The 23,495-nt window shown below is 67.6% G+C and carries 22 protein-coding genes; 13 read left to right on the forward strand and 9 right to left on the reverse strand.

The features are described from left to right. Nucleotides 1–26: 26 nt before the first annotated feature. The gene (locus ABL844_RS13510; protein ID WP_418131615.1) at nucleotides 27–1,124 is read right to left on the reverse strand and encodes a C45 family autoproteolytic acyltransferase/hydolase; all 1,098 of its coding nucleotides are present in this window, start codon (nucleotides 1,122–1,124) and stop codon (nucleotides 27–29) included. 19 nt (nucleotides 1,125–1,143) lie between these two features. Then, on the reverse strand, nucleotides 1,144–2,499 hold the full coding sequence (locus tag ABL844_RS13515) for an aspartate aminotransferase family protein (RefSeq protein ID WP_369658500.1): 1,356 nt from the start codon (nucleotides 2,497–2,499) through the stop codon (nucleotides 1,144–1,146). Nucleotides 2,500–2,668: 169 nt separating this feature from the next. Here ABL844_RS13515 and ABL844_RS13520 point away from each other — a divergent pair, with 169 nt between their 5' ends. Further along, the gene (locus ABL844_RS13520) at nucleotides 2,669–3,613 is read left to right on the forward strand and encodes a GntR family transcriptional regulator (protein WP_184641994.1); all 945 of its coding nucleotides are present in this window, start codon (nucleotides 2,669–2,671) and stop codon (nucleotides 3,611–3,613) included. Between the two features lies 1 nt (nucleotide 3,614). On the opposite strand, the gene ABL844_RS13525 is transcribed toward ABL844_RS13520, so the two are convergent. Beyond that, complete coding sequence (locus ABL844_RS13525; protein ID WP_126018691.1) at nucleotides 3,615–4,016, reverse strand: response regulator; 402 nt, start codon at nucleotides 4,014–4,016, stop codon at nucleotides 3,615–3,617. Between the two features lie 278 nt (nucleotides 4,017–4,294). On the opposite strand from ABL844_RS13525, the gene ABL844_RS13530 reads away from it, so the two are divergent. The 4 genes from ABL844_RS13530 to ABL844_RS13545 all read left to right on the forward strand — a co-directional run bounded on the left by ABL844_RS13530 (nucleotide 4,295) and on the right by ABL844_RS13545 (nucleotide 7,893). Beyond that, on the forward strand, nucleotides 4,295–5,035 hold the full coding sequence (locus tag ABL844_RS13530) for an acetoacetate decarboxylase family protein (RefSeq protein WP_418131616.1): 741 nt from the start codon (nucleotides 4,295–4,297) through the stop codon (nucleotides 5,033–5,035). A gap of 28 nt (nucleotides 5,036–5,063) precedes the next feature. Further along, a complete protein-coding gene (locus ABL844_RS13535) occupies nucleotides 5,064–5,891 on the forward strand; it encodes an AraC family transcriptional regulator (RefSeq protein WP_418131617.1) in 828 nt (275 codons plus the stop codon). A gap of 102 nt (nucleotides 5,892–5,993) precedes the next feature. Beyond that, complete coding sequence (dusA, locus tag ABL844_RS13540; protein WP_418131902.1) at nucleotides 5,994–6,941, forward strand: tRNA dihydrouridine(20/20a) synthase DusA; 948 nt, start codon at nucleotides 5,994–5,996, stop codon at nucleotides 6,939–6,941. 166 nt (nucleotides 6,942–7,107) lie between these two features. Next, entirely contained in the window at nucleotides 7,108–7,893 is a 786-nt protein-coding gene (locus ABL844_RS13545; RefSeq protein WP_369658496.1) for an IclR family transcriptional regulator, read from the forward strand. A gap of 210 nt (nucleotides 7,894–8,103) precedes the next feature. Here the strand turns inward: ABL844_RS13545 and ABL844_RS13550 are convergent, their stop codons facing one another. Continuing rightward, nucleotides 8,104–8,745, reverse strand: a complete 642-nt coding sequence (locus ABL844_RS13550; RefSeq protein WP_369658495.1) for a GntR family transcriptional regulator — start codon at nucleotides 8,743–8,745, stop codon at nucleotides 8,104–8,106. Nucleotides 8,746–8,873: 128 nt separating this feature from the next. Between ABL844_RS13550 and scpA the strand changes: the two genes are divergently transcribed. From scpA to ABL844_RS13585, 7 genes are read left to right on the forward strand one after another with little or no spacing between them, the layout of a single operon-like run. Beyond that, the gene (scpA, locus tag ABL844_RS13555) at nucleotides 8,874–11,036 is read left to right on the forward strand and encodes a methylmalonyl-CoA mutase (RefSeq protein ID WP_418131618.1); all 2,163 of its coding nucleotides are present in this window, start codon (nucleotides 8,874–8,876) and stop codon (nucleotides 11,034–11,036) included. An 11-nt stretch (nucleotides 11,037–11,047) separates the two neighbouring features. Then, the gene (locus tag ABL844_RS13560; protein ID WP_019653178.1) at nucleotides 11,048–11,521 is read left to right on the forward strand and encodes a GNAT family N-acetyltransferase; all 474 of its coding nucleotides are present in this window, start codon (nucleotides 11,048–11,050) and stop codon (nucleotides 11,519–11,521) included. 47 nt (nucleotides 11,522–11,568) lie between these two features. Beyond that, nucleotides 11,569–12,567 carry a methylmalonyl Co-A mutase-associated GTPase MeaB gene (meaB, locus tag ABL844_RS13565; RefSeq protein ID WP_418131903.1) on the forward strand — a complete coding sequence of 333 codons (999 nt, stop codon included), beginning with the start codon at nucleotides 11,569–11,571 and terminating at the stop codon, nucleotides 12,565–12,567. Between the two features lie 43 nt (nucleotides 12,568–12,610). Continuing rightward, on the forward strand, nucleotides 12,611–14,155 hold the full coding sequence (locus ABL844_RS13570) for an acyl-CoA carboxylase subunit beta (protein ID WP_019653176.1): 1,545 nt from the start codon (nucleotides 12,611–12,613) through the stop codon (nucleotides 14,153–14,155). A 20-nt stretch (nucleotides 14,156–14,175) separates the two neighbouring features. After that, complete coding sequence (gene accC / locus ABL844_RS13575) at nucleotides 14,176–16,224, forward strand: acetyl-CoA carboxylase biotin carboxylase subunit (protein WP_418131619.1); 2,049 nt, start codon at nucleotides 14,176–14,178, stop codon at nucleotides 16,222–16,224. Continuing rightward, nucleotides 16,224–17,255: a biotin synthase BioB gene (bioB, locus tag ABL844_RS13580; protein WP_418131620.1), complete on the forward strand. Its 1,032-nt coding sequence runs from the start codon at nucleotides 16,224–16,226 to the stop codon at nucleotides 17,253–17,255. The genes accC and bioB overlap by 1 nt, the downstream gene beginning before the upstream one ends. Then, nucleotides 17,252–17,743, forward strand: a complete 492-nt coding sequence (locus ABL844_RS13585; protein WP_418131621.1) for a VOC family protein — start codon at nucleotides 17,252–17,254, stop codon at nucleotides 17,741–17,743. Before bioB ends, ABL844_RS13585 begins: the two co-directional genes overlap by 4 nt. On the opposite strand, the gene ABL844_RS13590 is transcribed toward ABL844_RS13585, so the two are convergent. Next, nucleotides 17,733–18,230, reverse strand: coding sequence for an Lrp/AsnC family transcriptional regulator (locus ABL844_RS13590; protein ID WP_126018711.1), 498 nt, complete (start codon nucleotides 18,228–18,230; stop codon nucleotides 17,733–17,735). The two genes, ABL844_RS13585 and ABL844_RS13590, sit on opposite strands and share 11 nt — an antisense overlap. Nucleotides 18,231–18,346: 116 nt before the next feature. Between ABL844_RS13590 and yedA the strand changes: the two genes are divergently transcribed. After that, nucleotides 18,347–19,258 carry a drug/metabolite exporter YedA gene (yedA, locus tag ABL844_RS13595; RefSeq protein WP_418131622.1) on the forward strand — a complete coding sequence of 304 codons (912 nt, stop codon included), beginning with the start codon at nucleotides 18,347–18,349 and terminating at the stop codon, nucleotides 19,256–19,258. A gap of 111 nt (nucleotides 19,259–19,369) precedes the next feature. Here yedA and ABL844_RS13600 read toward each other — a convergent pair whose 3' ends face one another. From ABL844_RS13600 to ABL844_RS13615, 4 genes are all read right to left on the reverse strand, one after another. Beyond that, entirely contained in the window at nucleotides 19,370–20,008 is a 639-nt protein-coding gene (locus ABL844_RS13600; RefSeq protein ID WP_369658488.1) for a LysE family translocator, read from the reverse strand. Continuing rightward, nucleotides 20,005–20,643 (reverse strand): RnfABCDGE type electron transport complex subunit B, encoded by a 639-nt coding sequence (locus ABL844_RS13605; protein ID WP_418131623.1) that lies wholly within the window; start codon nucleotides 20,641–20,643, stop codon nucleotides 20,005–20,007. Before ABL844_RS13605 ends, ABL844_RS13600 begins: the two co-directional genes overlap by 4 nt. Before the next feature lie 25 nt (nucleotides 20,644–20,668). Continuing rightward, nucleotides 20,669–22,075, reverse strand: coding sequence for a polyhydroxyalkanoate depolymerase (locus tag ABL844_RS13610; RefSeq protein ID WP_184638637.1), 1,407 nt, complete (start codon nucleotides 22,073–22,075; stop codon nucleotides 20,669–20,671). A 157-nt stretch (nucleotides 22,076–22,232) separates the two neighbouring features. Beyond that, a complete protein-coding gene (locus ABL844_RS13615) occupies nucleotides 22,233–23,429 on the reverse strand; it encodes an amino acid aminotransferase (protein WP_418131624.1) in 1,197 nt (398 codons plus the stop codon). Nucleotides 23,430–23,495 lie beyond the last annotated feature (66 nt).

Here is a 23,495-nt window from a genome sequence, read left to right on the forward strand (position 1 = left end):
CTGGGCGGTCGATACAGCGGTCGGACTCAGAGGGAATATTCGGTGAAGCGGTGCTCCTTGAAGGGCGCCGGTGCAATGCGCATCTTCCGTGCCGCCGGGTCCATCACGATGGTCGCCACCGTGGCCGACGAGGCGCCGCCGGGGCCCGCGCTGGGGCTGCGGCACACGGCGCGCGGCGCGCCGAAGCGGTCCTGCAGCGCGTCCATCACATCCTGCTCGCCGAGCAGGCCGGCGGCGCGCCGGTTGTGCAGCGCCTCGGTCACGCGGCGGTCGCGGTAGAGCGAGTCGGGCGTGGTCTCCAGGCTGCGGTCCACCACGCGTGCGAGCGCGGCCGGCGTCTTGAAGTGGTTGGCATGCACCAGGATGCCGCCTTCGGGCTGCTGCCAGAACACCTGCTCGGGGCAGGTCTCCAGGCTCACGGCCTCGCCCTCGGCGTGGGTGACGATCATGTTGTTGGAGATGGAACGCGCCGTGCGGCACACCACCCCCAGCGCGTTGGCATACAGCTCCGACTGCAGGATGCCGCGGCGGATCAGCGCCAGCGGCACGCCCTGCTGCCTGCCGTCGCTGTCGGCCTTGATGAAGTTGCCGGTGACGGCGATGCCCGCGCTGTTGAGGCCTGCGCGCGCCAGCGTGCCCGCCTCCGCGAAGGTCAGCATCGACGGTCCCTTGGCGGGCTGGATGCGCAGCACGATGCCCAACTCCAGGCTCTCGACGCGCCAGTCCCAGTTCTGCGCGTGGATGAGCCGGCCTTCGCGCGAGGCCGACGGCATCACCACCACGCCGGTGCAGCCGTCTGGCGGCTCGGTGGCTTCGAGCTGCTGGAAGGCGTAGAGCATCTCGCTGCGCGCGTTCAGCGCCGCGATGTCTTCCGGCGGCACGCCCGCGCCTTCGGCCACGCCCTCGATCTCGCGCAGCATGCCGGCGTCGAAGGCCTCGATCACCGGCATGAAGCGGCGCGCCAGCGCGCGTGTGCGCTCCCAGCTGAGTCCCACGCGCTCGAAGGCGGCGCGGTAGGTGCGCAGGCTCAGGTCGATGCGGTCGCCTGCTGCGCGGCCGTACTGCTGGCCGCACTGGCGGGCGTCGCCTTCGATGTCGTAGAGGGGGAACGATTCGATGTCCATCTGGTGCTTTCGTGTGTGTTCAGGCGGCGGCGTCGGTGGGCCGGGCGGTCTGCGCGATGGCGGCGCGCAGGCTGTCGACGATCTGGTCGACGTGCCGGCGCTCCAGCGTGAAGGGCGGCGACAGCGCGATGGTGTCGCCCACTGAGCGCACCAGCACGCCGCCCTGGTCCACGCAGTGCCGGGCCACCGCCTGTGCGTGCGTGCCCGCGCCCTCGGCCCAGGGCTGCAGCTCGATGCCGGCCAGCAGGCCGACGTTGCGCACGTCGATCACGCCCGGCAGGCCGCGCAGCGTGTGCAGGCATTCCTCGAAGTAGGGCGCGGTGGCCGCCGCCTGGGCGATCAGCCCGTCCTGCGTGTAGGCGTCGAGCGTGGCCATCGCCGCCGCGCAGGCCAGCGGGTGGCCCGAGTAGGTGTAGCCGTGCGAGAGCTCGATGCCGCTCACGCTGCCCTGCATGAAGGCGTCGTGCACCTCGTCGCGCATCAGCACCGCACCCATGGGCACCGCGCCGTTGGTGAGGCCCTTGGCGGTGGTGATGAGGTCGGGCGTCACGCCGAAGAGGTCGGCCGCGAAGTTGGTGCCCAGGCGGCCGAAGCCGGTGATGACCTCGTCGAAGATCAGCAGCACGCCGTGCTTGTCGCAGATCTCGCGCAGGCGCCTGAGGTAGCCGCGCGGCGGCGGCAGCACGCCGGTGGAGCCGGCCACGGGCTCGACGATGACGGCGGCCACGGTCGACGGGTCGTGCAGCGCGAGCAGCGCCTCCAGCGCGTCGGCCTTCTCGATGCCGTGCGCCGGCTCACCGCGCGAGAAGGCGTTGCGCGCCAGGTCGAGCGTGTGCGGCAGGTGGTCCACGCCGTTGAGCAGCGGCCCGAAGGTGCTGCGCTGGCGGCCGATGCCGCCCACCGAGATGCCGCCGAAGCCCACGCCGTGATAGGCGCGCTCGCGGCCGATGAGGCGGTAGCGGCCCGCGTCGCCGCGTGCGCGGTGGTACGCCAGCGCGATCTTCAGCGCGGTGTCGACCGACTCGGAGCCCGAGTTGGTGAAGAACACGTGGTTCATGCCCGCGGGCGCCATTTCGGCCAGCCGCTGCGCGAGCACGAAGGCAGCCGGGTGGCCGATCTGGAAGCTGGAGGCGTAGTCGAGCACGTCGATCTGCGCCTTCATCGCGGCGCTGATGCGCGGGTGGCGGTGCCCCGCGTTCACGCACCACAGGCCGGCGATGGCGTCGAGCACGCGGCGGCCGTCGGCCAGGTCGTAATAAAGGCCTTCGCTGCCGACGATGAGGCGCGGCGACTGCTTGAACTTGCGGTTGGGGGTGAAGGGCATCCAGAACGCGTCGAGCGACGCGGGGGAGGCGGGGGTGTCGGCAAGGGCCACGAGATGGTTCTCCGTTGGGAAGCGACCCGGCTCTCGGGTCGTCGTGGAGCCGATCTTGAAACTCGAATTGTATTTTTGGCGCGAGATGTACATGGTTTTTTCGGGCCAAAAATACAAAACCCGGGCGATGATCTGCGCCCCAAGCCCCGCGATTCCGGAGAACCCCTGGATGGCCGCATCCCAGACGGACGACAAACCCCTTGCATCGCCCCTTGCGCCGGTCGCTCCGCTCGTCCAGCGCGTGAGCCGCTACGTGCTCGACCAGGCGCTGGCCGGCGGCTACGAGAACGGCAGCCACCTCACCGAAGCCGAGCTCGCGAGCCGGCTCGGCATCTCGCGCACGCCGGTGCGCGCGGCGCTGCGCGTCCTGCACGAGCGGGCATTGCTGGCCCACACGCCGAACCGCGGCTACACGCTGGTGGCCGACCGCCAGGCACTCGCCAAGGCCCGGCGCGAAATGCCCGAAGACGAGGAGAAGACGCTCTACTACCGCCTGCTGCGCGACCGCCTGGCCGGCAAGCTGCCGACGCGCGTCAACGAACTGGAACTGGCGCAGGCCTACGCCGTGCCGCGCCCGCTGCTGCGCACCGTGCTCACCACGCTGCTGCAGGACGGCGTGCTGCGCGGGCGCCACTACCAGCGCTGGGAGTTCACCGAGACGCTGGATTCGGTGGAAAGCGAGCGCGAGAGCTACCGGTTTCGCCTGACCGTCGAATGCGCCGGGCTGCGCGAGCCCGGCTTCAAGGTCGACCTGCAACGGCTGCGCGCCTGCCGCGAGCGCCAGCAGGGGCTGCTCGCGCAGGCTTCACGCTATTCGTGGATGGATTTCTTCGAGGCCAACGCGCAGTTCCACGAACTGCTGGCCAGCGCCTCGGGCAACCGCTTCTTTCTCGATGCGGTGCAGCAGCAGAACCGGCTGCGGCGCATGTCCGACCTCTCGGACTACCCGCTGGTGAACATCGACCTGCTGCACAAGTCCTGCCACGAGCACCTGGAAATCCTCGACGCGGTGGAGCGTGGCGACCTCGAAGCCGCCGCCGGGCACATGCGCCGGCATCTCAGCCGCGCCAGCGACCTGGTCGAGCAGCGGGTGACGGGCGTGCTGGGAGACTGACTTACCCTGCGGCGTTCAGCTTGCGGCGCGGCGAGATGTTCAGCGTCCTGCAGAAGTCGTAGAAGGCTTCGAGCTGCAGCGACTTGTCGAACACCGCGTCCACCCCTGCGGAAAGCGCACCTTCGCGCACTTCGGATGTGGCATGGTTCATGAGCACCACCGTGCGCTGCGCCGGCGACTTGTGCTCCTGCAGGTACTGCGCAACGGTGAGGCCGTTGCCTTCGGCCAGGAAGATGTCGATGACCGCCGCGTCCCATTCCTGCGGGTTCTTCCTGAGCCAGTCGATGGCGTCGACAGATGTGGTGGCGGTGCCGATCACGTCGCAATCGGAAAACTCCTGCAGGCCGTCGGTCAGCGTGGTGGCGATCAGGGGGTTGTCTTCTATCAGGTAGATGCGGGTCATTGTTCGCAGTCGGGGCTTCTCGTTCTGAGCGGTCTTCGTTCGTTCTCGCCGGCTTGTCTCGGGCCGATGCAGACATTGTCCCTGCCGGGGCGGCGTGTCGAGTCGGACAACGCCTTCATCTGCCGTAGAACCCTGCGCTCGAGGATCACTGGCGTACAAGACGCGTCGGCATGCGCAGCCATATCGTGGGGTCTTCATCAACAACCGCCCGCACGGTACGCATGGCCACGCCGCAATCTTTTACGCCTCCTTTCACATCCTCCGGCCGCAGCGCGCTGGTGCAAGCGCCGCCCTGGCACTACGCGGGATGGCTCTTCAACGTGGCCTTCGAGTTCGATGCCGCGAACGGCGCCGTGCTGGTGCCGGCCGGACTGGGCACGGCCACCGGCAAGGGCTGCGTCCATTTCGCGGACTGGCAGTTCTGCGGCGACGACGGGCGCGAGCTGCTCGACCCGGTGTATGCGCAATACCGCGAGACCATCGTGGTGCTCGAAATCGAGCAGAAGAAGCGCGGTGGCGGCGATGCGCCGCATTCCTTCTATTGCCCGCTGATCTACGTCGACCAGGACGTCTCGCTTCTGCGCGGCTGGCTGCAGGGCTGGCCCAAGAAGATCGGGCAGACCTGGCTCACGCGCAGCATGCCGCTGATCCATCCGGCGGCCGCGCCGCTTGCGGCGGGAAGCCGCCTCGGGGCGAGTCTCAGCGTGAAGGAGCGGCGCCTGGTGGACGCGACAGTCACACTGTCGGGCGAGCAGACCGGGCGGCTGGGTTTTCTGTCCGCGCCGACCGTGGGTGCCATCGGCTGGCCCGACCTGACACAGCCAGGCATCGCGGCGGTGCCGCGCTACCTGCGCGCCGACATCATCGACCGCGTCGAGCCCGGCTGGACCGCCGGCAGCGCTACGCTGAAGTTCCACGAACATCCGGTCGAGGAACTGGCATCTCTCGGCCCTGTGGAGGCGACTGCCGCCAGCGCCGGCTGGATGGGCATCACCGTGCGCGGTGCGATCGCCGTGTGACGCGGCCGGCCGCGCTACCCTTCGCGGGATGACCCGCAACCCGCCCTCGAACCCGCCGGCTTCGCACGTGATCGGCCTGCCGATGGAAGGCGGCGCGCAGATCGAGGCCATGTTCGCGGCCGACCCCAAGGCGCGCTTCGAGCTGCACTGGCATGCGGAGTGGAGCGTTGGCGCCATCCTCGAAGGCCGCTGCGAATTCACCTGCGCCGGCGAGCGGCAGGTGGCGCAGGCGGGCGACATCGTGCTGATGGCGCCCTTCATGCTGCATACGGCCGGCGTCAGTGCGCAGGGCTTTCGCATGGTGATGCTCTACGTGCCGCACGCCTGGGCGAGCAGGCGCCTCGCGTGGCCGCCGGGCCTGCGAGGCACGCTGAGGCAGGGCGTGTGGCGCGACGAGGTCATGGCAGGCGAGCTGGCATCCGCTGCGCAGGCGCAAGACGGTGCGCAGGTCGGCCGCTTGCTGGAAGAGATTCTTCGCGCGCAGGCCGATGGCGAACTCGTGCCGGTCGAGCGCCACATGAGCGATGCGCGCGTGGAAGCCGTCTGCGAGGCGCTGGCGACGGAAGATGCTTGCCGCATCGATCCGGCCGGGCTGGCGCAGCGACTGGGCGTGTCGCGAGAGCATTTCCATCGTCTGTTCCGCCTGGCCGTGGGCATGACGCCGGCCTACTACGCTCGGCTCGCGCGCATCGGCCGAGCCAAGGCGCTGCTGCGCGAGGGCCACGCGGCGGCCGAGGTTGCTGCGCAATGCGGCTTCACCGACCAGGCGCACTTCTCGCGCTGGTTCCGCCGCTGCTTCGGCGTGACGCCGGGCAACTACATGGCCGGGCGGGAGCGGACGGAAAGGCGCGCGTGAGAAACTAGCGGGCTTGCCAGCCCGGCCCGATCGAGGTCGGGGCACTGCTGCCAACCACAGGAATCCCGCGTTTTGGAAGAGAAGGTCGTCTCCGTTGCACCCATGATGGACTGGACCGACAGACACTGTCGTTACCTCCATCGCCTGCTGTCGCGCCACGCGCTGCTCTACACCGAGATGGTGACGACCGGCGCGCTGATGCATGGCGACGTGCCGCGCCATCTGCGCTTCAACGCCGAGGAACACCCCGTTGCGCTGCAACTCGGCGGCAGCGAGCCGGCCGACCTCGCGCACTGCGCGAAGCTCGGGGAGGAGTGGGGCTACGACGAGATCAACCTGAACTGCGGCTGCCCCAGCGAGCGGGTGCAGCGCGGCGCCTTCGGCGCCTGCCTCATGAACGAGCCGCAGCTGGTGGCAGATTGTGTGAAGGCGATGGTCGACGTGGTCGGCATTCCGGTGACTGTCAAGCATCGCATCGGCATCGACAGGATCGAAAGCTACGAGTTCGTGCGCGACTTCGTCGGCAAGGTGAGCGAGGCCGGCTGCAACACCTTCATCGTGCATGCGCGCAACGCCTGGCTGCAGGGGCTGAGCCCGAAGCAGAACCGCGAGATCCCGCCGCTGCGCTACGAGCTGGTGCACCGGCTGAAGCACGAGTTTCCCGATCTGCACATCGCCATCAACGGCGGCATCACGGTCGACGCACAGGTGCACGAGCATCTGCGGCTGCTCGACGGCGTGATGGTGGGGCGAGAGGCGTATCACAACCCCTGGTGGCTGGCCGGATGGGACGCCGAGTTCTTCGGCGCCGGCGAGCAGACGCTGACGCGCGAGGAAGTCGAGTCGCGGATGTGCGACTACATGGCCCGCGAGGCGGCCGAGCACGGCACGCACTGGTGGCCGATCGCGCGGCACATGCTGGGTTTGCGCAACGGTCTTGCGGGTGCGCGCCGCTGGCGGCAGGTCTGGAGCGACCATCGGCTCAAGACACTGCCCGCGCACGAAGTCATGGCGCTGGCGCGTGAGCCTGCCGCGGCGCAGGCAGCCTGAATCCGTCGCGCCGCGCGCGCTTCCGCCGGCACGGCATCGGGGGCGAAATCGGCCTCCAAGCCTTTCCTGAAACGATGTTCCGAAATCGCTACTTCACGATAAGTGGCGCGTCAACCGTTTTTTGCTGAAAAATGAGGACATCAGGGACATAAAAAGGTTTGGATACATGAGTGACGCGATTGGCGGCAAAGAAGAAGTGAGCGCGCTCGCCAGAGGACTGGCTCTCCTGAGAGTCATCGGCATGGCATCGGCACCGATAGGCAATCGCGAACTGGCAGACACCACCGGCATCCCCAAGGCCACGGTGTCCAGGCTCACCGCAACGCTGGTGAGTGCGGGGTATTTACGACAGTCTCAGGACAGCGAGCGCTTCAGCCTCGGCCCCGCGCTGCTCGACATGAGCAGCCGCTACCTGCGCCATTTCGACCTGCGCACCGTGGCGCGGCCGCACCTGGCGGCGCTTTCGGAAGCGGCGGGCGTGAGCGTGCACCTTGGCGTGCGCGACGAGCTCGACATGCTGGTCATCGATTCGCTGCGGCCGCGCTCGGTGGTCATCAGCTCCCGCATCGAGGTGGGCACGCGCATGACCATCGCGACCTCGGCCGCCGGGCGCGCCTACCTGGCGGCGCTGCCCGAGGCGGAGCAGTCCGAGCTGCTGGCGCAGATCCGGACCGAGAGCGGAGAAAGCTGGGGCGTCATCGAGCCGGGCCTGATCTCGAGCCTGGACGAGTACGGTGCGCTGGGCTACTGCGGCTCCTTCGGCGAATGGAATCCGCACATCCACGCCATCGGCTTCGCCCTGGAAGGCCCGCGCGGCGAGCGTTATTCCGTGAGCTGCGGAGGCCCCGCCTACCTGCTGCCCAAGGAAACCATGGTGGGGCGCATAGCTCCGCTGCTGCTCGAAACCGCCCAGCGCCTGGCCAACGAAACCGGCACCCTCAGCCTGGATTGACCTTCTCCCCGCAGGGAGACAACGCGCCCGAGGATTCGCGAAATACCGCGGAGCCGGCTTTGCCCGGCCGCAGTCTGGCTTCCTTTCCGGGGGATGCGAAGCGACCCGAGAATTCGCGGGATACCGCGGAACCGGCTTCGCCGGGCCGCAGGTATCGCCCCCGTGAGGGGGTGGCGAAGCGACACGAAGTGCGCAAGCCTGGGGGCGGACCTAGTTCGCCGCTTCCAGCCCGTTCTGGAAGTGCTCGCGCATGCGGGCCATGGCGGCTTCCGCGTCGCGTGCTTCGATGGCAGCCATCACCGCGCGGTGCTCCGCCAGCGATTCGCCGATTCGGCCGGCCTTCAGCAGCGAGTTGTGCCGGTTGAGCTTCATCACCTTGCGCAGGTCGGCCACCATCTGGTCGCGCCACTTGTTGTTGGCGATGGCCAGCAACTGCATGTGGAAGCGCTCGTTCACGGCGAAGAAATGCTCGCGGTCTTCGGGCGAGGCCGCCGCCTCCAGCTCGGCGTGCAGCGCCTTCAGTTCGGCACGCTGGGCGTCGGTGGCGCGCTCGGCCACCACGCCGGCGGCATCGCTCTCCAGCAGCGAGAGCAAGTGGTAGACATCGGCCAGGTCCTGCTCCGACACCTCGGTCACGTACGCGCCGCGCCGCACCTTCATCGTCACCAGACCCTCGGCCGCCAGCACCTTCAGCGCCTCGCGCAACGGGGTGCGGCTGATGCCGTATTCCTCGGCCAGCTTGAGTTCGTCGATCCAGCTGCCGGGCTCCAGCTCGCGGCGAAAGATCCGCTGGCGCAGCAGTTCGGCGACCTCTTCGTAGAGGGCGCGGGGGGTGAGGGTGACGGCGGACATGGGCCGGACTGTACTTCAAAAATGGCGTTTGAATTAATAATTATGGATCGGTTAGACTCGCGGCCGGCTTGCAAATCCCTGCAGGCGAATTTGCGAACACCCTGCAAGACTCTGCGAACGGCCCCTTCATGAGCAGCAAACCCGAACCCTCTTTCAAGCAAGCCGACCTCGAAGCCTGGGCCAAGGCCGCAGCCAAGTCCGCACCCGGCGGCGACGTGAGCGCGCTGAACTGGATCACGCCCGACGGCATCGCCGTGAAGCCGCTGTACACCGCCGCCGACCTGCAGGGCCTGAAGTACACCGACACGCTGCCCGGCTTCGAGCCCTACCTGCGCGGCCCGCAGGCCACCATGTACGCGGTGCGCCCCTGGACCATCCGCCAGTACGCCGGCTTCTCCACCGCAGAAGAATCGAACGCCTTCTACCGCAAGGCGCTGGCCGCCGGCGGGCAGGGCGTGAGCGTGGCCTTCGACCTTGCCACCCACCGCGGCTACGACAGCGACCATCCGCGCGTGACCGGCGACGTCGGCAAGGCCGGCGTGGCCATCGACTCGGTCGAGGACATGAAGATCCTGTTCGACCAGATCCCGCTCGACAAGGTGAGCGTGTCCATGACGATGAACGGCGCCGTGCTGCCGGTGCTGGCGGGCTACGTGGTCGCGGCCGAGGAGCAGGGCGTGGCGCAGGACCAGCTCAGCGGAACCATCCAGAACGACATCCTCAAGGAGTTCATGGTCCGCAACACTTACATCTTCCCGCCCGCACCGAGCATGCGGATCATCGGGGACATCATCGAGTACACGGCGCAGAAGATGCCCAAGTTCAACTCGATCTCGATCAGCGGCTACCACATGCAGGAAGCCGGCGCCAACCAGGCGCTGGAGCTCGCCTTCACGCTGGCCGACGGCAAGGAGTACGTGAAGACCGCGCTGGCCAAAGGCCTCGATGTGGACGGCTTCGCCGGCCGCCTGAGCTTCTTCTGGGCCATCGGCATGAACTTCTATCTCGAAGTCGCCAAGATGCGCGCGGCGCGCCTCCTGTGGTGCCGCATCATGAAGGAGTTCGAGCCCAAGAACCCCAAGAGCCTGATGCTGCGCACCCACTGCCAGACCTCGGGCTGGAGCCTCACCGAGCAGGACCCGTACAACAACGTGGTGCGCACCACCGTCGAGGCCATGGCTGCGGTGTTCGGCGGCACGCAGAGCCTGCACACCAACGCGCTCGACGAGGCCATCGCGCTGCCCACCGAGTTCAGCGCACGCATCGCGCGCAACACGCAGCTCATCATCCAGGAAGAGACCCACATCACCAACGTGATCGACCCCTGGGCCGGCAGCTACATGATGGAGAAGCTCACCCAGGACATGGCCGACGCGGCCTGGGCCATCATCGAGGAGGTCGAGGCCATGGGCGGCATGACCAAGGCGGTCGACAGCGGCTGGGCCAAGCTCAAGATCGAGGCGGCCGCCGCCGAGAAGCAGGCGCGCATCGATTCCGGCAAGGACGTGATCGTCGGCGTCAACAAGTACAAGCTCAAGAACGAAGACCCGGTGGAAATTCTTTCCATCGACAACATGAAGGTGCGCGAGCAGCAGGTCGCGCGCCTGCAGAAGATCCGCGCCTCGCGCGACGGCGCCAAGGTGCAGGCCGCGCTTGACGCGCTCACCGAAGCCGCCGAGAACAACACCGGCAACCTGCTGGCGCTGAGCATCGACGCGGTGCGCCTGCGCGCCACGGTGGGCGAAATTTCCGACGCGCTCGAGAAGGCCTTCGGCCGCCACCGTGCCGACACGCAGAAGGTCACCGGCGTGTATGCCGCCGCCTACGACTCCGCCGAGGGCTGGGAAACGCTCAAGACCGAGATCAACGCCTTCGCCGAGGAGCAGGGCCGCCGCCCGCGCGTGATGATCTCCAAGCTGGGCCAGGACGGCCACGACCGCGGCGCGAAGGTTGTCGCCACCGCCTTCGCCGACCTGGGCTTCGACGTGGACATGGGGCCGCTCTTCCAGACGCCGGAAGAATGCGCGCGCCAGGCCATCGAGAACGACGTGCATGCCGTCGGCGTGAGCACGCTCGCGGCCGGCCATAAGACTCTTGTGCCCGCCATCATCGACGAGCTGCGCAAGCAGGGCGCCGACGACATCATCGTGTTCGTCGGCGGCGTCATCCCGCGGCAGGACTACGAGTTCCTCTACGACGCCGGCGTCAAGGGCATCTACGGGCCGGGCACGCCCATTCCCGCCAGCGCCAAGGACGTGCTGGAGCAGATTCGCGCGGCGGTCACGGCCTGAGGCGCGCCGTCGTGAGCGATCTCTTGTCGCGGCTGTCGCTGCAGCCGGTGGATTCCAGCGATTTCGAGGCCATGCTGGCCCTGCGCATCGACGCGATGCGCCCCAGCCTGGAGCGCGTGGGCCGCTTCGACGTTGCCCGCTCGCGCGAGCGCCTGAGCGCGGGCTTCGTGGTGCCCTACATGCATCACATAGTGCTCGATGGCGACCAGCGCATCGGCTTCGTCACGCTCAAGCCCGAGGACAGCGACGCGCTGCGCCTCGACCATCTCTACCTGCGCACCGGCTTCCAGGGCCTGGGCATCGGCGAATGGGTGCTCGAATGGGCCAAGTCGCAGGCGCGCGAACAGCGGCTGGACATCAAGCTCACCGCGCTCGTGAAGAGCGACGCCAACCGCTTCTACCTGCGCCACGGCTTCGTGCTCGAAGGCGGCGAGGGCGTCGACCTGCATTACCGCTGGCGCGTGGCGTCGGAGGCTGCGTGCTGAGCGACAAGGCGAAGGCTTTGGAGAACGCGATCGCCGGCACCGAAGGCATGCCGCAGCGGCGCGCCATCGCCAAGGCCATCACGCTGCTCGAATCGACGCGCGACGACCACCGCGCGCAGGCCGACGAGATGCTCACGGCACTGCTGCCGCGCACCGGCAATTCGTTCCGCCTCGGCATCTCGGGCGTGCCGGGCGTCGGCAAGTCGACCTTCATCGAGACGCTGGGCCTGCTGCTGATCGGCAAGGGGCATCGCGTGGCGGTGCTCACCATCGACCCGTCATCTACCGTTTCGGGCGGCTCCATCCTCGGCGACAAGACGCGCATGGAGCGCCTCTCGGTCAACGAGCGCGCCTACATCCGCCCGAGCCCGTCGAGCGGCACGCTGGGCGGCGTGGCCGAGAAGACGCGCGAGGCCATGCTGGTCTGCGAGGCCGCCGGCTACGACATCGTGATCGTCGAGACCGTCGGCGTGGGCCAGAGCGAAACGGCCGTGGCCGGCATGACCGACATGTTCGTGCTGCTGCAACTGCCCAACGCGGGCGACGACCTGCAGGCCATCAAGAAGGGCGTGATGGAGCTGGCCGACCTCGTCGTCATCAACAAGGCCGACATCGACAAGGACGCAGCCACCCGCGCGCAGGCGCAGATCACCTCGGCGCTGCGGCTCTTCGGCCACCAGGGCAACCCCGAGCACGCGCATGCCGCGCACGACGCCCACAGCGGCGCCGAAGTGCGCTTCTGGCTGCCCAAGGTGCTGCAGCTCAGCGCACTGGCCAACACGGGTGTCGACGCCTTCTGGGACGCAGTCACCCAGTTCAGGCAGCTGCAGACCGCCAACGGCCGCCTCGCGAAACGCCGCGAGAAGCAGGCCACCGCGTGGATGTGGGAGCGCATCGACGCCGGCCTCAAGCAGGCCTTCAGGCATCACCCCCAGGTGCGCGAGCTGCTGCCGCAGCTCACGCAGCAGGTGGCGCAGGGCACGCTGCCGGCCTCCACGGCCGCGCGCAACCTGCTCGCCGCGGCCGCCATCGCGGCCAGGCCATGAAGACAAGACACGGAATCCAGGACCACAGCTTCGAAAGCACACCATGCAAGAACTGATCGAACAACTCGAAAAGCGCCGCGCCCAGGCGCGTCTCGGCGGCGGGCAGAAGCGCATCGACGCGCAGCACGCCAAGGGCAAGCTCACGGCGCGCGAGCGCATCGAGCTGCTGCTCGACGACAACACCTTCGAAGAGTGGGACATGTTCGTCGAGCACCGCTCGGTCGATTTCGGCATGGCCGAGCAGAAGGTGCCGGGCGATGGCGTAGTCACAGGCTACGGCATGATCAACGGCCGCCTGGTGTTCGTGTTCAGCCAGGACTTCACCGTCTTCGGCGGCGCGCTCAGCGAGGCGCATGCCGAGAAGATCTGCAAGGTGATGGACCAGGCCATGAAGGTTGGCGCCCCGGTCATCGGCCTGAACGACTCCGGCGGCGCGCGCATCCAGGAAGGCGTGGCCTCGCTCGGCGGCTATGCCGACGTGTTCCAGCGCAACGTGATGGCTTCGGGCGTGGTGCCGCAGATCAGCATGATCATGGGCCCCTGCGCCGGCGGCGCCGTGTATTCGCCGGCCATGACCGACTTCATCTTCATGGTGAAGGACTCCAGCTACATGTTCGTCACCGGCCCCGAGGTGGTGAAGACCGTTACGCATGAAAGCGTGACCGCCGAGGAGCTGGGCGGCGCCATCACCCACACCACCCGCAGCGGCGTGGCCGACATGGCCTTCGAGAACGACGTGGAGGCGCTGATGATGCTGCGCCGCCTCTACAACTACCTGCCGCTGAACAACCGCGAGAAGCCGCCGGTTCGCCTGGGCAACAACGGCCTGGGCGACCCGGCCGACCGGCTCGACTACTCGCTCGACACGCTGGTGCCCGACAACCCGAACAAGCCCTACGACATCAAGGAACTAATCCTGAAGGTGGTGGACGACGGCGACTTCTTCGAGTTGCAGCCCGACTACGCGAAGAACATCGTGATCGGCTTCGCCCGCATGGAAGGCCAGACCATCGGCATCGTCGCCAACCAGCCGCTGGTGCTGGCGGGCTGCCTGGACATCAAGAGCAGCATCAAGGCCGCGCGCTTCGTGCGCTTCTGCGACGCCTTCAACATCCCGGTGGTCACCTTCGTCGACGTGCCCGGCTTCATGCCCGGCACCGGCCAGGAGTACGGCGGCATCATCAAGCACGGCGCCAAGCTGCTGTACGCATACGCCGAGTGCACGGTGCCGAAGATCACCGTCATCACGCGCAAGGCCTACGGCGGCGCCTACGACGTGATGGCCTCCAAGCACCTGCGCGGCGACGTCAACCTCGCCTGGCCGCGCGCCGAGATCGCGGTGATGGGCGCCAAGGGCGCGGTGGAAATCATCTTCCGCGAGGACAAGAACGACCCCGAGAAGCTCGCTGCCCGCGAGGCCGAGTACAAGGCCCGCTTCGCCAACCCGTACGTGGCGGGCGCGCGTGGCTACATCGACGACGTGATCCTGCCGCACGAGACCCGCAAGCGCATCTGCCGCTCGCTGGTGATGCTGCGCGAGAAGAAGCTCGAGAACCCGTGGCGCAAGCACGGCAACATCCCGCTGTGAGCGAAACGGAGAAGAAGAACATGTTCAAGAAGATCCTGATCGCAAACCGTGGCGAGATCGCCTGCCGCGTCATTCAAACGGCCAAGAAGATGGGCATCCTTACCGTCGCCGTCTATTCCGACGCCGACAAGGAAGCCCGCCACGTCGAGCTGGCCGACGAGGCCGTGCACATCGGCGCCGCGCCCAGCCGCGAGAGCTACCTGCAGGCCGACCGAATCATCGCGGCCTGCAAGAAGACCGGCGCCGAGGCCGTGCACCCGGGCTATGGCTTCCTGTCGGAGAACGAGGCCTTCGCCCGGCAGGTCGAGGAAGGGGGCATCGCCTTCATCGGGCCCAAGCACTATTCGATCGCGGCGATGGGCGACAAGATCGCTTCGAAGAAGCTCGCGAACGAAGCCAAGGTCAACACCATTCCGGGCTGGAACGACGCCATCGAGACGGCGGAGCGCGCGGTCGAGATCGCCAAGGACATCGGCTATCCGGTGATGATCAAGGCCTCGGCCGGCGGCGGGGGCAAGGGCCTGCGCGTGGCCTTCAACGACAAGGAGGCCTTCGAGGGCTTCACCTCCTGCCGCAACGAGGCGCGCAACAGCTTCGGCGACGACCGCGTGTTCATCGAGAAGTTCGTAGAGGAGCCGCGCCACATCGAGATCCAGGTGCTGGGCGACTCGCACGGCAACGTCATCTACCTGAACGAGCGCGAGTGCTCCATCCAGCGCCGCCACCAGAAGGTGATCGAGGAGGCGCCGTCGCCCTTCATCTCCGACGCCACGCGCAAGGCGATGGGCGAGCAGGCCGTGGCGCTGGCCAAGGCGGTGAAGTACCAGAGCGCGGGCACGGTGGAGTTCGTGGTCGGCAAGGACCAGAGCTTTTACTTCCTCGAAATGAACACCCGCCTGCAGGTGGAGCACCCGGTGACGGAGTGCATCACCGGCCTCGACCTGGTCGAGCTGATGATCCGCGTGGCCGCCGGCGAGAAGCTGCCGCTCACGCAGGAGCAGGTGAAGCGCGAGGGCTGGGCCATCGAGTGCCGCATCAACGCCGAAGACCCGTTCCGCAACTTCCTGCCTTCCACCGGCCGGCTGGTGAAGTTCCAGCCGCCGGGCGAGACCATGTTCGCGAGCGACACGCAGCGCCTGAACGGCGTGCGCGTGGACACCGGCGTGTACGAGGGCGGCGAGATCCCGATGTACTACGACTCGATGATCGCCAAGCTCATCGTGCACGGAAAGGATCGCCAGCACGCGATCGCCCGCATGCGCGAGGCGCTCAACGGCTTCGTTATCCGCGGCATCAGCAGCAACATCCCGTTCCAGGCGGCGCTGCTGGCGCATCCGAAGTTCGTGGCGGGCGACTTCAACACCGGCTTCATCGCCGAGCACTATGGCAAGGGCTTCCACGCGGAAGACGTGCCGCACGCCGATCCCTCGTTCCTGGTCGCGCTGGCGGCGTACGTGCATCGCCGCTACCGTGCAAGGGCTTCCGGCATCAGCGGGCAGCTCGAAGGGCATGGCGTGAAGGTGGGCGAGCAGTTCGTCGTGGTCGAGCTGGGACACGAGGGCAAGCATGTGCACCACCCGGTGTCCGTCTCCGACTTCCACGGCAAGACCGGCGCGAGCTCGGTGACCGTGAACGGCAAGACCTACAAGATCGACAGCAGCCTCGCGCTGGGTTCGATCCGGGTGCAGGGCATCGTCAACGACAGGCCTTTCACCGCGCAGGTGGAGCGTGGCGCGGGCAAGAACCCGCTGGCGCTTCGTGTGTCGCACGACGGCACGCAGATCGAGGCGATGGTGCTGTCGCCGCTGGGCGCGCGGCTGCTCGAACTCATGCCCTACAAGGCGCCGCCGGACCTCAGCAAGTTCCTGATGTCGCCGATGCCGGGGCTGCTGGTGGAGGTGTCGGTGCAGCCGGGGCAGCAGGTGCGCGCCGGCGAGAAGCTGGCCGTCATCGAGGCGATGAAGATGGAAAACGTGCTGTTCGCCGCGCAGGACGGCGTGGTGGGCAAGATTTCGGCGAACAAGGGCGAGTCGCTCGCCGTCGATCAGATCATTCTGGAGTTCAACTGATGGGGGCCAACGACTTTCAACAGGCAGTCACGCTGCATCGCCCGGCCAAGATCGCGACGCCGCAGGGCCCGTGGTCCGTCGAGGCGATCCAGGCGCTGCTCGACAAGCCGCTGATGGACCTGCTGTTCGAGGCGCAGACCGTGCACCGCCAGCATTTCCCCGAAGGCGACATCGAGCTGGCCACGCTGCTGTCGGTGAAGACCGGCGGCTGCCCCGAGAACTGCGGCTACTGCCCGCAGTCGGCCGAGTTCGACACCGGCGTGAAGGCGCAGAAGCTCATGGAGGTCGAAGAGGTGGTCCGCGCCGCGCAGGCCGCCAAGGACGCCGGTGCCACGCGCTTCTGCATGGGCGCTGCATGGCGCGCGCCCAAGGACCGCGACGTCGAGAAGGTGGCGGTGCTGGTCGAAGCCGTGAAGGGGCTGGGCATGCAGACCTGCGCCACGCTCGGCATGCTGGAGCCGCATCACGCGCACCAGCTGAAGGCCGCCGGCCTCGACTACTACAACCACAACCTCGACACCGCGCCCGAGTACTACACCGACGTGGTCGACACCCGCACTTATCAAGATCGGCTCGACACGCTGGCCAACGTGCGCAGCGCCGGCATCAGCGTGTGCTGCGGCGGCATCGTCGGCATGGGCGAGCAGCCGGTGCACCGCGCGGGCCTGATCGCGCAGCTGGCCAACCTGAATCCGTATCCGGAATCGGTGCCCATCAACAGCCTGGTGCGCGTGCCCGGCACGCCGCTGGCCGACTCGGAGCCGGTCGATCCCTTCGACTTCGTGCGCATGATCGCGGTGGCCCGCATCACCATGCCGACCGCGCGCGTGCGGCTGTCGGCCGGCCGCCAGCAGATGGGCGACGCGGTGCAGGCGCTGTGCTTCATGGCGGGCGCGAACTCGATCTTCTATGGCGACAAGCTGCTGGTCACCGGCAACCCCGACGTCGAGGCCGACACGGTGCTGCTGCGCAAGCTCGGCCTGAATTCGCGCCAGGTGCAGGAGCAGGCAGAAGAAGGGTGCGCAGCATGACCGCCGCTACCGAGCGCCCCTTCAAGGTGCTGGGCATCCAGCAGATCGCCATCGGCGGGCCCGACAAGCTGCGGCTGCAGAAGCTGTGGGTCGACATGCTGGGGCTCGAAGTCACCGGCACCTTCAGGAGCGAGCGCGAGAACGTCGACGAAGACATCTGCGCGATGGGCGTGGGGCCCTTCAAGATCGAGGTCGACCTGATGCAGCCGCTGGACCCCGAGAAGAAGCCGGCCGTTCACACCACGCCCCTGAACCACGTCGGCCTGTGGATCGACGACCTGCCCAAGGCCGTCGAGTGGCTCACCGCGCAGGGCGTGCGCTTCGCGCCGGGCGGCATCCGCAAGGGCGCGGCTGGCTTCGACATCTGCTTCCTCCACCCGAAGGCGAACGACGAGTTCCCGGTCGCTGGCGAGGGCGTGCTCATCGAGATGGTGCAGGCGCCGCCCGAGGTGGTGGCCGCCTTCGGAGCGCTGGCCGCTACGCGTTGACGATCTTCTTGATGGGCGGCTTCACGTCCGAACTGCGCGGCGGCAGCATCGGCTGGTGCTCGCGCGCCGGGTTCAGGATGATCGAGGTCGCCGTCTCGGTGAGGATGCAGAACTTGGTGACCACCGCGTCGAGGTGGCTCACGTCGATCACCGCGATCTCCAAGATCCAGCTGTCCTCGCCGGTCACGTTGTAGGCATTGACGCACTCGGGCGTCTCCTGCACCAGCTTGACGACGAGGTCGTAATCGGCACGGCCGACGCGAATGATGGCGCGGATACCGTAGCCCAGCTTGCCGAGGTTGACGGTGGCGCGGTAGCCGCTGATGACGCCGGCCGCCTCCAGCTTCTTCACGCGCTCGGTCACGGCCGGCTGGCTCAGGTGCACGCGGCGGCCCAGTTCGGCCATGGTCAGGCGTGCGTCGGCCTGCAGCTCGGCGAGGATGCGGGTGTCGTGGGCGTCCAGGGCGGGGTTCAAGGAAAAGTCCATGCAAGTCCTTCAAATCGACGGTGAAGCGGCGGCAGAACCATGAAAACTGCATGGCTGCGGGAGGATGGCTTTCATACCATGACCGGCACTCGATACCAACAAGAGACGCCATCGACATGCCGACCCTCGCTTCTCCCGCCCAAGCGGCATCCGGCACCGCCCGTCACGGGCTGCCGCCGCTGCTGTGGCTTTGCCTCGCCGCCACATGGGTGGTGTGGGGCTCCACCTATCTCGCGATCAAGTACGCGCTGATCAGCTTTCCGCCTTTCCTGCAGATGGGCTCGCGCTTCCTGGTCGCGGGCGCGCTGCTGGCGGCCTGGATGCGCTGGCGCGGGGCGCCGTGGCCCTCGCTCGTGCAGTGGCGCAATGCGCTGATCGTCGGCGCGCTGATGCTGGGCGGCGGCATGGGCGGCACGGCCTACGCGGAGGTGTCGATCGGCTCCGGTCTGGTGGTGGCGTTCATCGCGGTGATCCCGCTGCTGATCGCGCTGCTCAACCTGATCTGGGGCGTGAAGCCGTCGAAGCTGGAGGCGGCGGGCATCGCGCTCGGCCTCGTCGGCGTGCTGATGCTCACGCAGGGCAGCGGCTTTCGCTCGTCTCCCGAGGGGCTGGTGGCGATCTGCATCGCCACCGCCTGCTGGTCGCTGGGTAGCGTGCTGAGCCAGCGCAGCCTGCCGCTTGCGCCCGGCGCGATGGGCTTCGCGAGCGAGATGCTCTGCGGCGGCGTGGTGCTGATGGGGCTGGCGGCCGTGTCCGGCGAAACCATGAGCTGGCCGCCTCAGCCCGAAGCGCTCGCCGCCTGGGTCTACCTCGTGGTGTTCGGCTCGCTGATCGCCTTCAACGCCTACATGGTGCTGCTGGCCAGGGCTCCGGCCGCGCTCGCCGCGAGCTACACCTTCGTCAACCCGGTGATCGCGATGCTGCTGGGCGTGTGGATCGCCAACGAGGCCGTGACGCGCTTCGAGTGGTACGCCGTGGCCGTGGTGCTGGCCGGCGTGCTGCTGATGCTCTTCAAGCGAAGAGGTTGAACCGGGCTGGTCAGGAACACCGCGGAACCGGCTCCGCCGGGCCGCAGGTGTTGCCCCCGGAAGGGGGGCACGCAGCGACACGAAGTGCGCGAAGCCTGGGGGAGAGGCTTGCTATGCGCCGGGGCGGCGCCACACAGCCAAAGTAGCTGCGAGCAGCCACATGCCGGCTGCGCAGCCGCGGTTCATCAGCCTGATGCCCCGCTGCGAGAGGAAGCGCACGGCCTGCGTGCCGGCGCCCGCGTACGCCAGCATCACGCAGGTGTCGAGCACGACGAACACGGCGCCGAGCAGCAGGTATTGCGGGCCCTGCGGCTTCGTGATGTCGACGAACTGCGGCAGGAAGGCCGCGAAGAACAGCACCGTTTTCGGGTTCGACAGCGCCACTGCGAGGCTGCGCACGAGGGCGATGCGCCCCTGCGGCCGCATCTCGAGCGGCGACTTAGCCAGCGCGGTGCGCAGGTCGGTCGCCTCGCTGCGCCAGAGCTTGATGCCCAGCCACACGAGGTAGGCGACACCAGCCACGCGGATGGCATTGAAGAGCCATTCGGAAGCCGCCAGCAGCGAACCCAGTCCGAGCGCCACGACCGCGATCAGCGTGATGCTGCCAAGCGATGCCCCGGCAATGCCCCAGCTCGCGCGGCGCATGCCGCCTTCGATGCCGTTGGACAGTGCGAGCAGCATCGTCGGCCCCGGAATCAGGGCCAGCGCGAGCGAAGCGATCACGTAGATGAGCAGGGTGTCGAGCGTCATGGTTTGGCAGCCGGTGGTCGTCGTTGTTGGGAGGCGGCGCGGGCGCGCGCCAGGGCGGCTTCGACGACGGAGCGCTTGCGGGCGTCGGCGTCTTGCGGCGCATTTTCGGGCTCGGGGGCGGTTTCGGCCAGCCGGGCGTCGGTGTTGCGGTGCCTGCCGTGCACCTCGTAGCGGCTGCGCGCGCTGCGGGCCTGCTCGGCCGACCAGGCCTGCCAGCCGCTGAGGCCCGGCGTTTCCACTTCGAGCGAGATGCAGTCGACAGGACAGACCGGAATGCACAGCTCGCAGCCCGTGCAGTGGGCTTCGATCACCGTATGCATGCGTTTGTTGATGCCGACGATGGCGTCGGTGGGGCAGGCGTCGAGGCACAGCGTGCAGCCGATGCACCAGGCCTCGTCGATGACGGCCATGGCGCGCGGGCCTTCGGTGCCGAACCGGGGATCGAGGGGCAGGGCGGGGCGGCCGGTGATGCGGGAGAGCCGCTCTATGCCTTCCGCGCCGCCGGGCGGGCACTGGTTGATGCCTGCCTCGCCGTCGGCCACGGCCTGCGCGTAGCCTGCGCAATCCGGGTAGCCGCAACGTGTGCACTGCGTCTGAGGCAGTGCGTCGTTGATGCGTGCGGCGAGCCCGTTCACTTTGCGTTGTCGATGCGCTGCCGTTTCAGCGGGCGGTGCGCTTCTTCGCCGCCACGGTCGCGGCCTTCTTCACCGGCGCCTTCTTGGCGGCCACGGAGGCGGGGATCCTGCGGCCGGGTTTGACGGTGTCTTCGGCACCCAGGCCGCCACGGCTGCTGGCACGGCTTTGCGGCTGGTCGTTGGCCGCGATGAACTTCAGCACCTTCGGATAGACCAGTTCGCGCCAGCGGCGGCCGCTGAAGATGCCGTAGTGGCCGGCGCCCTTGACCTCGTAGTGCTCGCGCTTGTCGTCGGCGATGCCGGTGCACAGGCTGTGCGCGGCCTCGGTCTGGCCCGAGCCGGAGATGTCGTCGAGCTCGCCTTCGACCGTCAGCAAGGCGGTGGCGTGGATGTCCTGCGGCCGCACGCGCTCCACCTGGCCCTTGGGGTTGCGGACGTCCCAGGTGCCGTTGACCAGGTCGAACTCCTGGAACACCGTGCGGATGGTCTCGAGGTAGTAATCGGCGTCCATGTCGAGCACGGCGTTGTACTCGTCGTAGAACTTGCGGTGGGCCTCGGCGCTGGCGTCGTCGCCCTTGATGAGGTCCTTGAAGTAGTCATAGTGGCTGCTGGCGTGGCGGTCGGGGTTCATCGCCACGAAGCCGGTGTGCTGCAGGAAGCCGGGGTAGACCTTGCGGCCCGCGCCGGGGAAGCCCTGTGGCACGCGATAGATCACGTTGTTCTCGAACCACTCGAAGCTCTTGTTCATCGCGAGGTTGTTCACCGCCGTGGGCGACTTGCGAGCGTCGATGGGGCCGCCCATCATGGTCATGGTGAGCGGCAGCGGTTCGCCGCGGCTGGCCATGAGCGACACGGCAGCGAGCACCGGCACCGTCGGCTGGCACACGCTCACCACGTGGCAGTTGCCGTACTCGGCCTGCAGCCGGCGGATGAATTCCTGCACGTAGTTGATGTAGTCGTCGAGGTGGAACTCGCCCTCGGCCAGCGGCACCATGCGCGCGTTCTTCCAGTCGGTGATGTAGACCTTGTGGTCCTGCAGCATGGTGCGCACCGTATCGCGCAGCAGCGTGGCGTAGTGGCCCGACAGGGGAGCCACGATCAGCACCACGGGCTGGCTCTTGAGCGTCTTGAGGATGTGCGGCTCGTCGGTGAAACGCTTGAAGCGGCGCAGCTCGCAGAAGGGCTTGTCGAGCTCGACGGCTTCCTGGATCACGACCTCCGCGCCGTCGACCTTGACGGACTTGATGTTGAACTCGGGCTTCTCGTAGTCCTTGCCCAGCCGGTAGAGCAGGTCGTAGCTCGCGGCCATGCGCTGGGAGATCGGAAGCTGGCCCCACACGGCACCGGGGCTGTAGAGCTTGGAGGCCGCCTGTGCGAAGTCCGCGAAGGGCTCCATCAGGGAACGCTGGGCTTCGTAGAGTTGATAGAGCATCGGAGTCTTGGAGTGGAATGTTGCGGCGCAATATATCAGCGCATCCGCTGCATTGCAGGAGGCCTAACCCCTACATTCACCCGCCGCCGGGGCTCTTCTCGGAGGGAGTGTGAAGGAATCGTCGCCCCGGGCGGATTCCCTCACACATTGCTGTCACCTAGATGACTTTGGCGATCGAAGCGCAGACGTGCCCGATGTTCTTGCTGTTGAGCGCGGCCACGCACATGCGGCCGGTGTCGGTGCCGTACACGCCGAACTCGTTGCGCAGGCGGACCATCTGGTCCTTGGTGAGGCCCGAGTAGCTGAACATGCCGATCTGGGTGGTGATGAAGCTCATGTCTTCCGTCACGCCGGCGGCCTTCAGGCCGTCGACCAGCGCCTGGCGCATGGCCTTGATGCGCACGCGCATCTCGCCCAGTTCTTTCTCCCACAGGGCGCGCAGCTCGGGGTTGCCGAGCACCGCGGCCACCACGGCGCCGCCGTGCGTGGGCGGGTTGCTGTAGTTGGTGCGGATGGCGATCTTGAGCTGCGACAGCACGCGGCCGGCTTCTTCCTTGTTCTCGCACAGCACCGACAGGGCGCCTACGCGCTCGCCGTACAGGCTGAAGCTCTTGGAGAAGGAGGTCGAGACGAAGAAGGTCAGGCCGGCTTCGACGAACTTGGCGACGGCGGCGCCGTCTTCCTTCAGGCCGTAGCCGAAGCCCTGGTAGGCCATGTCGAGGAAGGGCACCAGGCCCTTGGCCTTGACGGCGGCGACCACCTGGTCCCACTGGGCCGGGGTGATGTCGTAGCCGGTCGGGTTGTGGCAGCAGGCGTGCAGCACGACGATGGTGCCGGCGGGGGCTGCGTTGAGGGCGGCCAGCATGCCGTCGAAGTTGATGCCGCGCTTTGCGGCGTCATAGTAGGGGTAGCTCTCGACTTCGAAGCCGGCGTTGGTGAAGAGCGCGCGGTGGTTTTCCCAGCTCGGGTCGCTGATCAGCACCTTGGCGTTGGGGTTGAGCTTCTTCAGGAAGTCGGCGCCGACCTTCAGGCCGCCAGTGCCGCCGATGGCCTGGATGGTGGCCACGCGGCCGGAGGTGACGGGTTCGCTGTCGGCACCGAAGACCAGCGCCTTGACGGCGTTGTCGTAGGCGGCGATGCCGTCGATGGGGAGGTAGCCGCGCGCGGTGGGCGCCTTCATCATGTTCTGCTCGGCCGCCTGCACGCACTGCAGCAGGGGCAGCTTGCCGTTGTCGTCGTAATAGACGCCGACGCCGAGATTGACCTTGTTGGGGTTGGTGTCGGCTGCGAATTGTTCGTTGAGGCCGAGGATCGGGTCGCGCGGTGCCATTTCGACCGCGGTGAACATAGACATGGAAAGGTCCTTTGGGATGAAAGCTGCGCTGCAACCGGATGTGGCTTTATGCTTTCCGGTTGCCTT

It is taken from the genome of Variovorax sp. 278MFTsu5.1, assembly GCF_048305045.1.
GTDB classification, from domain to species: domain Bacteria; phylum Pseudomonadota; class Gammaproteobacteria; order Burkholderiales; family Burkholderiaceae_C; genus Variovorax; species Variovorax guangxiensis.